Source organism: Stenotrophomonas sp. STEN014 (genome assembly GCF_056760315.1).
Genome location: NZ_JBRREN010000007.1, coordinates 96,494 through 108,090 on the forward strand (window position 1 = coordinate 96,494; position 11,597 = coordinate 108,090).

The 11,597-nt window shown below is 64.3% G+C and carries 9 protein-coding genes; 3 read left to right on the forward strand and 6 right to left on the reverse strand.

Annotation, left to right across the window (positions count from 1 at the left end; all coding sequences use genetic code 11):
* The first annotated feature begins 33 nt into the window (after positions 1-33).
* Positions 34-1,254, forward strand: a complete 1,221-nt coding sequence (locus ACVOMC_RS11260; protein WP_481524006.1) for a multifunctional CCA addition/repair protein — start codon at positions 34-36, stop codon at positions 1,252-1,254.
* Here the strand turns inward: ACVOMC_RS11260 and ACVOMC_RS11265 are convergent.
* The 6 genes from ACVOMC_RS11265 to ACVOMC_RS11290 all read right to left on the reverse strand — a co-directional run bounded on the left by ACVOMC_RS11265 (position 1,251) and on the right by ACVOMC_RS11290 (position 7,429).
* Positions 1,251-1,685: an SseB family protein gene (locus tag ACVOMC_RS11265; RefSeq protein WP_481524007.1), complete on the reverse strand. Its 435-nt coding sequence runs from the start codon at positions 1,683-1,685 to the stop codon at positions 1,251-1,253. The two genes, ACVOMC_RS11260 and ACVOMC_RS11265, sit on opposite strands and share 4 nt — an antisense overlap.
* A 72-nt stretch (positions 1,686-1,757) precedes the next feature.
* The gene (locus ACVOMC_RS11270; protein WP_481524008.1) at positions 1,758-2,825 is read right to left on the reverse strand and encodes an acyltransferase family protein; all 1,068 of its coding nucleotides are present in this window, start codon (positions 2,823-2,825) and stop codon (positions 1,758-1,760) included.
* 17 nt (positions 2,826-2,842) lie between these two features.
* Positions 2,843-3,985, reverse strand: coding sequence for an N-acetylglucosamine-6-phosphate deacetylase (gene nagA, locus ACVOMC_RS11275; RefSeq protein WP_481524009.1), 1,143 nt, complete (start codon positions 3,983-3,985; stop codon positions 2,843-2,845).
* Entirely contained in the window at positions 3,985-5,013 is a 1,029-nt protein-coding gene (locus tag ACVOMC_RS11280; RefSeq protein ID WP_481524010.1) for an SIS domain-containing protein, read from the reverse strand. Before ACVOMC_RS11280 ends, nagA begins: the two co-directional genes overlap by 1 nt.
* Before the next feature lie 6 nt (positions 5,014-5,019).
* Positions 5,020-6,096: a LacI family DNA-binding transcriptional regulator gene (locus ACVOMC_RS11285; protein WP_481524011.1), complete on the reverse strand. Its 1,077-nt coding sequence runs from the start codon at positions 6,094-6,096 to the stop codon at positions 5,020-5,022.
* 43 nt (positions 6,097-6,139) lie between these two features.
* Positions 6,140-7,429 carry a sugar MFS transporter gene (locus ACVOMC_RS11290; RefSeq protein ID WP_481524012.1) on the reverse strand — a complete coding sequence of 430 codons (1,290 nt, stop codon included), beginning with the start codon at positions 7,427-7,429 and terminating at the stop codon, positions 6,140-6,142.
* A gap of 366 nt (positions 7,430-7,795) precedes the next feature.
* Between ACVOMC_RS11290 and ACVOMC_RS11295 the strand changes: the two genes are divergently transcribed.
* Positions 7,796-8,830, forward strand: coding sequence for a glucokinase family protein (locus ACVOMC_RS11295; RefSeq protein ID WP_481524078.1), 1,035 nt, complete (start codon positions 7,796-7,798; stop codon positions 8,828-8,830).
* A 76-nt stretch (positions 8,831-8,906) separates the two neighbouring features.
* Entirely contained in the window at positions 8,907-11,570 is a 2,664-nt protein-coding gene (locus ACVOMC_RS11300; RefSeq protein WP_481524013.1) for a TonB-dependent receptor, read from the forward strand.
* Positions 11,571-11,597 lie beyond the last annotated feature (27 nt).

An 11,597-nucleotide genomic window follows, 5' to 3' on the forward strand; every position in this document is an offset into this window, starting at 1 on the left:
CTGATGCCACTGCGAGTGCGGCATCATGTGCCCATGAAGATTTATCTCGTTGGCGGCGCGGTCCGCGATGCATTGCTCGGCCTGCCGCCGGGTGACCGTGACTGGGTGGTGGTCGGTTCCACCCAGGCGGAAATGGAATCGCGCGGATTCAAGGCGGTGGGCAAGGACTTCCCGGTGTTCCTGCATCCGGACACCGGCGAGGAACACGCGCTGGCCCGTACCGAGCGCAAGTCCGGACGCGGCTACCGCGGCTTCGTGGTCGATGCCGACCCATCGGTGACGCTGGAGCAGGATCTGCAGCGCCGCGACTTCACCATCAACGCCATCGCCCGCGACCAGGACAGCGGCGAGCTGGTCGATCCCTGGGGCGGCGTGCGTGATATCCAGCAGCGGGTGCTGCGCCATGTCGGTCCGGCGTTTGTTGAAGACCCGCTGCGCGTGCTCCGCGCGGCGCGGTTCCTGGCCCGCTTCGCGCCACTGGGTTTCACCTTGGCGCCGGAAACGGCCGCACTGATGCGCCAGATCGCCGAAAGCGGTGAGCTGGAGGCGCTGGTACCCGAGCGCATCTGGCAGGAGACCCGCAAGGCGCTGACCTGCAGGCAGCCCTCGGCCTTCCTGCGCAGCCTGCACGACACCGGCGCGCTGGCGGTGATCCTGCCCGAGCTGGATGCGCTGTACGGGGTGCCACAGCGCGCCGAGTTCCACCCGGAAATCGACACCGGCATCCATCAGGAAATGGTCAGCGACATGGCCGCACAGCTGGCGCCGGGCGATGACCTGATCGGCTTTGCCGCGCTCACCCACGACCTGGGCAAGGCGCTGACCCCGGCCGATGAACTGCCCCGCCACATCATGCACGAACAGCGCGGCCTGAAGCCGCTGGCCAAGCTCTGCGAACGCCTGAAGATTCCGGTCGATCACCGCCAACTGGCCGAAGCGGTCTGCCGCGAGCATCTCAACGTGCATCGCATCGATGAACTGCGTGACGCCACCGTGCTGGAACTGATCTCCCGCTGCGACGGCTTCCGCCGGCCCGAGCGCATCGCGCAGATGGCGCTGGTGTGCGAATGCGACAAGCGCGGGCGGCTCGGCTTTGAAGACAGCGACTATCCACAGCGCAGCACACTGCAGCGCCTGCATGCCGCCGCCCTGGCAATCAATGCCCGGGATATCGCTACTGAGGGGCTGAAAGGCCCCGCCATCGGCGAGGCCTTGGCCAAGGCGCGCGTCCGCGCCATTGGCGCGGCGCGTTAAACCCCTGCGGCGCGTGCCAATGCCGCGGCGCGCTGTTTCAGCTGTGCCACCGCGTCGGGGACCATTTCCATGCCGACGTCGAAGCCCGGGTTGAGCACGATGCCCACGCCATCGGCGATACCGCCCAGCAGCCAGCGGAAATCCAGATGCAGCGCGTTTTCGAACGCGGGCACCTGCTCGCTCCAGACCACCGCTCTCTCGGGCGCGGAGAACACCGCGAACATCGGCTCGTTGGCGTCATTGGTCAGCACCAGCGGGTTGATGGTTTCATCCCAGTCGCCGCCTTCGGGAATCTCTTTGTCCAGCAGCACAAAGACCTTTTCATTCAGCAGCGAATCGAGGAAGTCCGCCGGGCTGACGGCCGCTTCCTGGGTTCGCAGCAGACGGACTTCCAGATCGTTGAGCGGGGTGAAAGGGACTTCAGTGGACATCGGTGTTCCTGGAGAAATGGATTACGCCGGCGACTGTACCAGCCTCATCCTGCCCGCCGCAGCCCGGCGCTGTCAGATCTTCAGATAGATCTTGCGCCGGTCCATCCACGCCATCGGCAGCCACCACAGCGCGACGAACGTCAGCGCCATCAGCAGCGACGCGGCCTGCGCCCCCGCCAGCGGTGTGATCCAGCGGTCGAACACCTGCGTCCACAGCCCGCTCCAGACACCCGCAGCTATCAACGCCAGCACCATCGCCGACGAGCCGGCGTAAGCGGTGATCGCATTGACGCCGAAACGGCGCCCCAGCGCCGGCCATTGGCGGAGGTCGATCAGCACATGGGCCACCCACAGGCAGGCGAACGCCCAGCCGGCGGTCCACAGCACGTAGGACGGGGTCCACAGATTCTTGTTGAACGGCAGCCACGGCGACCACGCCAGGCCTCCCGTCAGCAGGATCAGCGCGCCCACCAGCAGATGTCTGGGGCGTTTGCGCAACAGCATCCCGGCCTGCAGGCCGATCAGCGTCGAGGTGAGCGCGCCCAGCGTGGACAGCAGCCCTTCCGGATCGTGGCCGTGACCGGTGGCCACCTCGTACTGGTACAGCAGCGGTCCCAGCAACGCCGTATCGATGCGGCTGGACAGGTTGACCAGAGGCTCCAGCGAACCACCGGCGGTCAGCAGTACCGCATAGCCGATCAACACGCCCCCGAGCAGCAGCCACTGCGCCAGCGGTCGCAGCCAGATCGCAGCCATGCCGGCCAGCGCGAAACAGATACCGATGCGCTGCAACACCCCCCATGGCCGGTAGTGCGGCAGGTCCAGCCACCACCACGCCAGATAGTGCAGCAGCAGCCCCAAGCCGAGAATGCGCAGCGCGCGCAGCAGCACGGTGCGAGCGAGCCGCGCGCGGTCCGAACCCTGTTCGACCCTCGGCACCACACCCAGCGCGATCGACACACCAACGATCACCAGAAAGAACGGAAACACCAGATCGGTCAGCGTGCAGCCATGCCAGTCCGAATGCAGCAGCGGCGCATAGACATGACTCCAGCTGCCGGGATTGTTGACCAGCAGCATCGCCGCGACGGTGATGCCACGCAGGGCATCAACCGAGGCGAATCGAACGGGCTTGTCCATTTTCCAGAGCGACGTTGTCAGTCGCGCTGACCGGCGATCCAGGTGGCCTGGACCTGCAGGTCCCGGTCCAGCAGGACGAAATCGGCCTGGTAACCGGCCGCAATCTGCCCGTAGCGGTCACCCAGCCCGAGAAACTGCGCAGGATAGGTCGAAGCCATGCGTGCGGCCTCCGCCAGCGGCAGGCCCAGCAGCTTCACCGTGTTGCGCACAGCGGTGACCATGTCCAGCGCGGAGCCGGCCAAGGCACCGGCGGCGTTGCGCACCACGCCATCCACGGCAGTGATGACTTCGCCATACAGCTCGAACGCCGGATTGTCCGAGCCCACCATTGGCATCGCGTCAGTCACCAGGAACACCTTGCCGCGCGGTTTGGCCGCCAGCGCCACGCGCAGGCTGGCCGGATGCACGTGCACCCCATCGACGATCACCCCGCACCAGCTGCCGGCATCTTCCAGCGCGGCGCCGACGGTACCCGGATCACGCCCCTGCAGCGGCGACATCGCGTTGTACAGATGGGTGAAACCGGTGATGCCGGCGTCCAGTCCAGCGCGGATTTCCTCGTAGGTCGCTGCGGTATGGCCGGCGGCAACGATCGCACCGTTGGCGACCATCTGCTGGATCGTCGCGGCCGGCACCCGCTCCGGTGCCAGCGTGATCAGAGTGATGCCGTTGTCCAGCGACGTCACCATCTGGACTTCGTCGGCATCGGGCACGCGGAACTTGCCGGCATCATGCGTGCCCTTGCGCGCCGGGGCGATGTAGGGCCCTTCAAGGTGGATGCCGAGCACACCCGGCACCTGCGCCGCGATGGCGTCGCGGATGGCCTGCAACGCACGCGCCATCACCCCGGCATCGTCACTGATCAGTGTCGGCAGCATGCCGGTAGTGCCATACCTGCGATGACCGGCCATCATCGTGCGCAGCGCTTCCACATCGGTCCGGTTGTTGAACAGCACACCGCCACCGCCATTGACCTGCACGTCGATGAAGCCGGGCATCAGCCAGCCGCCGCCCAGATCCACCACCTCGTCGGCAGCGGCCAGTTGCGGATCATCGGCAGCGACGAGCGCAACGATACGGCCGTCGTCGATCAGTACCGCGACATCGTCACGGAAGTCCTCGCCGGTAAGAATGCGGCCGTTGCGCAGTACCGTTTTCATCAGACCGTTTCCGTGACCTTGTTCAGATGCGGCGGCAGATCCGGGTTGTTGCCCCGACGCAGCGCCAGCGCGTTGATCGCACGGTAGAAGCTCTGCACGATCAGCAGCGGCGCACACAGCGAATGCGGGGCCGCCACCACCGGCAGCGCGCCACCTTCACCGGCCAGCCACACCTGGGCGCCACGCGCGGCGAATTCCTCGGCCACGGCGCGGGTGCCGGCGCCGGTTTCATCGGGCAGCGCGAACGCCAGTACCGGGAAATCCCTGCCGACCAGCGCCATCGGACCGTGCTTCACTTCGGCCGAGCTGTAGCCCTCGGCATGCAGGCCGCAGGTTTCCTTGAACTTCAGCGCCGCCTCCTGCGCCGCCGCCAGACCCGGTCCGCGGCCCAGCACGAACAGGTTGTGGGCATCGACCAGGCCATCGGTCACCGCCGACCAGTCGCATTCCCATGCCTTGGACAACGCTGCCGGCAACTCGTCCAGCGCGGCGATCAGCGCCGGATCGTTCTTCCAGTACGCGCCCAGCTGCAGGATCGCCGCCAGCGAGGCCAGATAGCTCTTGGTCGCCGCGACACTGCGCTCGACGCCCGCCCCGAGCGGGATCACCGTGTCGGCCAGCTGCGCCAGCGGTGAATCCTCGACATTGACCAGCGCCACCACGCGCGCGCCGGCGGCCTTGGCGGCCTCGGCATTGCGCAGCAAGTCCGGGCTCTTGCCCGACTGGGAGATCACCACATACAGCGCGCCACGCACCTGCAACGGCGCCTCGTAGACCGAACCGACCGACGGCGAGGCCGAGGCGGTGACCAGGCCCAGCCGGGTTTCGAACAGATACTTGGCATAGGTAGCCGCGTGATCGGAGCTGCCACGTGCACAGGTCACCACGAACGGCGGCGGGTTCTGCCGCAGGTCGGCGGCCAGCGCCTGCACCACATCGCGGTTGCGGGCGAACTGGGCGGCGATGACGGCGGCGCTTTCGGCCGCCTCACGGAACATCAGGGTTTCGGTCTCACTCGGCAGTGCCATGGATCGTTACTCGGACAGGTCAGGGGGAGAGGAAGGAGGCCGCGACGGCTGTTGACGCAGCGGCGCGGTGGAGCCACGCACCACCAGCTGCGGGACGAAGCCCTGGTTATGCAGCTGCATGGGGGTGTCGTCATAGGCGTCGCTGCGTAACTGGCTGATCAGCAGCCGCGCGGCATGCCGGGCGATATCACCGGTGGCCTGCTTGGCGGTGGTCAGTGCCGGCCACGACTGGCGGGAGAAAGGACTGTCCTCGAAACCGGCGATGGACAGGTCATACGGCACGTTCAAACCGGCCGAGTTAGCCGCCGCCAGCACGCCGGCGGCGATCTCGTCGTTGGAACCGAAGATCGCGGTGGGCGGCTCGCGCAACGCCAGCAGGCGGCGCGCGCCACGGAAGCCGTCATCGAAGGTGTAATCGCCCGGCACGACCAGGTGTTTGTCCAGCGGAATGCCGTAGTCCTTCAGCGCCGCCTCGTAGCCGGCATAGCGCTCGCCACTGGAGCGGTGTGAAATGCCGCCCCACAGGAAGCCGATGCGCTGGTGACCCAGCTGGATCAGGTGCTCGGTAATTTCATAGGCCGCATCACGGTCATCGACGAACACGCACGGGCCATCGCCCGGGTCCTCGGTGGCGGCGATGATGCGGACCGTCTTGATGCCGCGCGCATTGAGCGCGGCGACCAGCTCCGGGCGCTCGGACATCGGCGCGGTCAGCACCAGTCCGGCCAGACGCGAACGCTGCACCGAATCGGCCAGCTCTTCGGCCAGCATCGGCGAGGTGGAATCACAGGGATGGATCTGCAGGCCGAAGCCGGTTTCCCGGCAGGCCGAGAGCACCCCGTTCTGCACGCCGATGATGTGGTACGGGTTGGGGTTGTCGTAGACCAGCCCGATCACGAACGTGGTGTTGCTGCGCAGATTGCGCGCCGACGGGTCCGGCTCGTAGTCCAGCTCGGCCACCGCACGCAGCACGCGCGCACGGGTGGCCTGCATCACCGATGGCTCATTGTTGATGACGCGCGAGACGGTCTTCAACGAGACCTTGGCCCGCTCGGCGACATCCTTGATGGTGGGTCTACGCATAACTGTTTCCCGCGTTGGCTCGATTCCCGCCATGATGCTCGATTCAGCGGCCACGTGCCTTGCCCGCGTTATGCCCCACCGTGCCGAAATACAGGATGTACAGGTAGCAGGGAATCATCAGTGCCGCGAACACAAGCTGGAAGTGTTCCGGATAGGCGTGCTTGAGCAGCGCGAAGGCCTGCGGGATGATCGCGCCGCCGGCAATACCCATCACCAGCAACGCCGAACCGGTCTGGGTGAAGCGGCCCAGACCACGGATCGCCAGCGGGAAGATCGCCGGCCACATCATCGCATTGGCAAAACCCAGTGCGGCCACAAAACCGACCGACACATAGCCATGGGTGAAGAATGCGCCCAGGGTGAACAGCACGCCCAGCACCGCGGACACGGCCAGATACTTTTCCTGCGAGATGAAGCGCGGGATCAGCGCCAGCCCCACGATGTAGCCGACCAGCATCGCGAACAGCGTGTAGGAGGTGAACAGCTTGGTGCTGTCCAGTGGCAGGCCGAAGGCATTGCCATAGGTACCGATAGCATCGCCAGCCATCACTTCCACGCCCACGTAGACAAACAGGCACAGCACGCCCAGCCACAGATGCGGGAACTGGAAGATGCTGCGCTTTTCGACCTTGCCGTCATTGGCGACCGCATTGGCCTCGTCGGCACGCACTTCCGGCAACGGCGAGAACAGCACCCCCACCGCCACCAGCAGCAGCACGCCGGCAATTGCCAGATACGGAGTATGGATCTTGGCGGCGAAGGCGTTCAGCAGTTCGGTCTTGGTGGCGGCATCGGCCGCCTGCACCTGGGTTTCCAGGTCACCGATGCCTTGCAGCACGAAGGTGCCGATCACCACCGGCGCCAGCATGCCGGCGATCTTGTTGCAGATACCCATCAGCGCGATGCGCTGCGCGGCGCCTTCGATCGGGCCAAGGATGCTGATGTAGGGATTGACCGCGGTCTGCAGCAGCGCCATGCCGCCGCCAATGACAAACAGGCCCCCCAATGCGCCACCGAACCAGCGCTGCGTGGCGAACTCGCCGAAGGCCATCGCACCGACCGCCATCACCGCCAGGCTCAACGCCAGACCTTTCTTCATCCCGGTGCGATTGAGGATCCACGACGCCGGCAACGCCAGGAAGAAATAGGACAGGTAGAACACCATCAGCACCAGGAACGCCGACACCTCGCTCACGTCGAAGGCCAGGCGGACAAAGGTGATCAGCGGACCATTGATCCAGGTACAGAAACCGATGATGAAAAACAGCACGCCGACGATGGCGATGGACGACACCATGCTGGTGCGCGGCGTGGAAGCGGGAACAGCAGACATGGGAAAGCTCCTGCGGATGCGGGAGACGGATCGAGCCGCCTGGCGATTACGTGGGAACAACGTTGTCACATTTATGGTTTGCTGCTGACAGGTTTGTCAACAACACCTGCCAGCAACGGTGGCTTGCGCGGCGTCCAGCAGATACCGGCAATCCTTTGCGCACCAGCGCCTTCCCAATAAAACCGCGTGTTTCAGCTGTTTCAAGCTATCGGATGCAACAAAACCGGCGGATGCAGGAATTGCGCGAAGCACGCCGCAGTGCAGCATCGAAAGTTGCAACTATTCGTTGACATCGTTGTCAGAACGATTACAGACTCGGCCCCGATTGGCGCCCCTGCGGGCGCTCCCACCTCACAGGGAATTCGAGTGACCGCTGTCGTCCCCCCACAACAGAGCAACTGTCACGAACACGCCTCCCGGCCCTTCTTCGCGGCGGATGTCGGCGGTACGCATGTACGTGTCGGCCTGATCCAGACCGGAGACGGCGACAGGCCCGCAATCGACGTGCTGTCCTACCGGAAGTACCGCTGCGCCGACTACCCGGGGCTGGACGCGATCCTCTCCGATTTCGCCAGCCACAATCCGACGGTTGCCGATTGCGTGATTGCCACCGCCGGCTATGCGCTGGCCGATGGCAGTGTGATATCGGCCAACCTGCCATGGCCGCTATCGTCGCGGAAGATACGCGAGGATCTGGGCTTCCAGAGCGTCTACCTGGTCAACGACTTTGAAGCCGTCGCGCATGCGGCCGCGCATATCGATGACAACCAGGTCCTGCAGTTGGCCGGTCCAAGCCAAGCCCCGGCAGGCCCGACGCTGGTGATCGGTCCTGGCACCGGACTCGGCGCCGCCCTCTGGATTCCGGTTGGCACGCACTCGATGGTCCTGCCCACGGAAGCCGGCCAGGCGTCGCTTGCGGCGACCACCGAGCTGGAAATGGCCGTGCTGCAGCAGATGCTGCGCACCCGTCCGCACGTGTCCATCGAACACGCCCTGTCCGGGCCGGGACTGCTCAACCTTTACAACGCGCTGTGCGCGGTACGCGACATCACGCCCATCCACATCACGCCCGATGCCGTCAGCGCCGCCGCCTGCGATGGCAGCGACCCGCATGCGGTGGAAGCCCTGCACCTTTTCTGCGGAATCCTCGGCTCGACCATCGGCGATATGGCCCTGCTCTACGGCGTGCAGGGCGGCATCTATCTGGCGGGCGGCATCCTGCCAAAGATCAGCCAGTTCCTTTTGAACAGCACCTTCGTCGAACGCTTCCTCAACAAGGGACCGATGCGCAAGGCACTGCAAAGCATTCCCGTGAAGCTGGTAGAGCACGGGCAACTGGGCGTTATCGGCGCCGCCAGTTGGTATCTGGAAAAGTCGGCCAAGCAAGCCCACGCAGCATAAGCAACAGATCCACCAGCACGACCTGCAGTAACGCGGCACATCCGTGCCATTCAATCTGATGTTGAGGAGAGACAACATGCATCGTAAAACCCTGCTTTCAGCGGCGATCGTCAGCTGCCTTGCGTTCAGCGCCCACGCACAGGACGCCAACCAGACCGCGACCGACCTGGACACCGTGACCGTTACCGGTATCCGTGCCAGCCTCGAGAAGTCGCTGGACACCAAGCGCAACAACGACACCGTTTCAGAGTCCATTACTGCAGAAGATATCGGCAAGTTCCCCAATACCAATGCCGCCGAGGCAATGGCGCTGATCCCGGGTGTCACCATCGACCGCCGCTTCGGCCAGGGCGAGCGCGTCTCCATCGATGGCACCGATCCCAGCCTCAACCTGAGCTTCATCGATGGGCACCCGGTCGCACAGGCCATCTGGCTGTACGGCGAGTCGCCCAATCGTGGCTTCGACTACACCATGCTCGCCCCGGAAGTGCTGGGTCGGCTGGAAATCATCAAATCCTCCGAAGCCCGGCTACCCGAAGGCAGCTTGGGCGGCACCGTGCTGATGCACTCGCGCAAGCCCCTGGACATGGACGCCAACGCCATCAGCGGCTCGGTCGGCTACAACTACAATGACCAGGCCGAGAAGGGCGCCCCCAATGTATCGGTGCTCTACAGCTGGAAGAACAACGACTCCACCTTCGGCGTCAACGTCGCCGCCCAGCGCCATGAGGAGCGGGTCGACCGCCAGGGTATCGAAATCTTCGGCTACAGCACCGTCGCCGACTTTGCTGCCGTCAATCAGAACGTGGCCGACCAGGTCGCCCGTGGTGAACTGCGACCGACCGACAAAGTGGCCCAGGAAATCAACGTGGCGTGGTTCCAGCAGAAGCGCACCCGCGACAGCGCACTGGTTAATCTGCAATTCAAGCCGAACGACCAGTTTGAAGGCACGCTGAGCGGGCTGTACATCAAAGAGAACTTCGACAGCTACAACCAGTCGATGTACAACTTCATGACGCAGAACAACTCTGCGATGGCCGCCATCGACTACTTCAACCCCACCGGCTCCAACGGCTTCGTCACCGGTGGCCATACCAATGCCAATCCGGGCAGTGGCACCGGCATTGTCTATGACAACCAGGTGCGCTTCTCCGAAGTCACCACCAAGGGCGTGGACCTCGACCTGCAGTACCGCGGCGAAGGCTGGAAGATTGGCGGCAAGATCGGCACCAGCAAATCCGAGAACCCGAACATCAGCCAGTTCCTGCTTGAGCCGATCTACAGCGGCGCGTATTCCTGGGACTACCGCAAGGGCTTTCAGGCTGACGACCAGGGCGATTATTACGATCCAGCCAACTGGGGCAACATGTTCGGCAACAACGGCGTGTTCAGCTCCGAAGCGCAGGACAAGTACGCCCAACTGGACTTCAGTATGAATTTCGACAGCGTGTTCAACCAGCTGCAAGCTGGCGTGCGCCGCACTGAACATACTGAAAACTACGGTCTTGGCGTCTATGGCGGCGTACGCGGCGGCACCTTGGCCGACGTTGGCACCATCGGCAACACCAGCCTGCTGAGCAGCCTCCCGGGCGTTTACGGCAACACCAGCCGTCATCCGCAAGTGGGCGCAGGCAATGTAATCGACTGGGTCAAGGGCAGCCCGGTGGACTACACCCGCTCCGACGCCGCCAGCCTCCTGAACAACACCTGGGAGCTGGAGCAGAAGACCACCGCCGTCTATACCCAGTTGAATTTCTCCACTGGCGCGCTGCGCGGCAACGTCGGCGTGCGCTGGGTACAGACCAACACCGACAGCAGCGCCTACGTGTATGGCGATAACGTACCGGTGCTGCCGGCTCCGGCCGAATGGTGGCAGACCACCAAGAGCAAGAAGAGCAACATGCTGCCCTCGCTCAACCTGGTCTATGACAACGGCGGCGATGTGGTGCTGCGCGCCTCGGCCGCCAAAGTCATTGCCTGGGCGCCGTACAACCTGATGTCGAACAATCTGTTCTTGAACGACACCATGATGACCGGCTCGGGCGGCAATCCGGACCTGGACCCGTACAAGGCGTACAACTTCAACCTGTCGGCCGAGTGGTATTTCGCGCCGCAGTCCGTGCTGGCCGGCTCGGTATTCCTCAAGCAGACCCAGAACTACGTGCTGCAGACCCCGGGCGTGGAGCGCCGCTATAACTCCATGCGTGACAACAACCCGGCGACCTGGCTGAATGTCGTCGGCTCCCAAGGCTGCACTGCCGACGGTTTCTGCGATTACAGCGTGACCCGCCCGCGCAATGCCGGTGGTGCCAGTGTTCGCGGCTTCAACGTGAACTACCAGCAGGCATTCGGCGACACCGGTCTGGGCCTGATCGCCAACTACACCTACGCAACCGGCGAGACGGATGCCGGCAACAACATGCCGTATCTGTCGCGCAGCACGGTCAGCGTCAGCCCGTACTTCGAAAACGAGCTGTTCAGTGCACGCGTCAACTACAACTGGCGCAGCAAGTACGAAGGTGTTGGCTACGTTGCCGGTGCACCGGCTGCAACCACCGCCGCCTATGCCGACCTGAGCGCAAGCCTGGGCTTCAACATCACCGAAAACCTCAGCTTGTCGCTGGACGCGATGAACCTGCTCAATGAGAAGTACGAGCAGTATGTGAGCCAGGAAGAGCAGCTGGCAGCGGCCTACTTCACCGGCCGTCGCTACATGGCCAGCCTGCGTTTCAAGTTCTGATCTATCCCGGCGTGCACCATCGGCGGT

What these genes read in the sequence shown, in the direction of transcription:
- ACVOMC_RS11265 (WP_481524007.1), bottom strand. Translation starts at nt 1,685, where the DNA reads ATGTCCACTGAAGTCCCTTTCACCCCGCTCAACGATCTGGAAGTCCGT.
- ACVOMC_RS11280 (WP_481524010.1), bottom strand. Translation starts at nt 5,013, where the DNA reads ATGGCACTGCCGAGTGAGACCGAAACCCTGATGTTCCGTGAGGCGGCC.
- ACVOMC_RS11285 (WP_481524011.1), bottom strand. Translation starts at nt 6,096, where the DNA reads ATGCGTAGACCCACCATCAAGGATGTCGCCGAGCGGGCCAAGGTCTCG.
- ACVOMC_RS11270 (WP_481524008.1), bottom strand. Translation starts at nt 2,825, where the DNA reads ATGGACAAGCCCGTTCGATTCGCCTCGGTTGATGCCCTGCGTGGCATC.
- nagA (WP_481524009.1), bottom strand. Translation starts at nt 3,985, where the DNA reads ATGAAAACGGTACTGCGCAACGGCCGCATTCTTACCGGCGAGGACTTC.
- ACVOMC_RS11260 (WP_481524006.1), top strand. Translation starts at nt 34, where the DNA reads ATGAAGATTTATCTCGTTGGCGGCGCGGTCCGCGATGCATTGCTCGGC.
- ACVOMC_RS11290 (WP_481524012.1), bottom strand. Translation starts at nt 7,429, where the DNA reads ATGTCTGCTGTTCCCGCTTCCACGCCGCGCACCAGCATGGTGTCGTCC.
- ACVOMC_RS11300 (WP_481524013.1), top strand. Translation starts at nt 8,907, where the DNA reads ATGCATCGTAAAACCCTGCTTTCAGCGGCGATCGTCAGCTGCCTTGCG.